Origin of the sequence: Mesorhizobium kowhaii (assembly GCF_042431665.1) — a bacterium.
GTDB classification, from domain to species: domain Bacteria; phylum Pseudomonadota; class Alphaproteobacteria; order Rhizobiales; family Rhizobiaceae; genus Mesorhizobium; species Mesorhizobium kowhaii.
Genome location: NZ_JBHLYT010000155.1, coordinates 2,901 through 3,523, shown reverse-complemented (window position 1 = coordinate 3,523; position 623 = coordinate 2,901).

Genomic DNA, 623 nt, shown 5'->3' with positions numbered 1-623 from the left:
ACGAGGACCTTACCGGGCATTCCCTCCGGCAATGCCCGGCCTGTCATCAGGGGCGGATGATCGTCATCGAAACGTTCGACGGCGTCACCGGACCCCCGCCATACCGGGATACATCATGAAAGAAGCGCTCAGCTTTCGTCGTCACCGTATCGCCCGGGCCGTTCGGCCGCAAAACCGAGCCGGTCCCGCGAAGGTGTGCGCCATCACCCCCGGGCAGCCTCTCCCGGCAGGGCGCGGCGCCGGTCCTCACCTTACCGCAACCGATATCCGTGCCGCTTTCGGCGCACCGACCCCTGCAATCGCCGCGTCCACGACCGCATCCGCGCCCACGCCATGCCGGTTCATGGGCACGGCCTCAATTGAACGCCCATAGCGGCCACCTGTGCCGGCGGCTTAGTCCAACACGTTTTTAGCTCACCGTCGCGATCCACCACAGCGCGCTCTCGCCAGCCGCCTTTCTGCGCGACGCCAAGCTAAAAACGCTCTGCCTTATGTTGACATCAACATAAACGGTAGAAGGGTAGATGATAACCCCACTTCGCCATCATGATATGGGCGAGCGCGGCATAGCTGAGCTTGCCGCGTGCAATGGCCTTGGCTGGTGCCGGCGCCTGGATGATTTG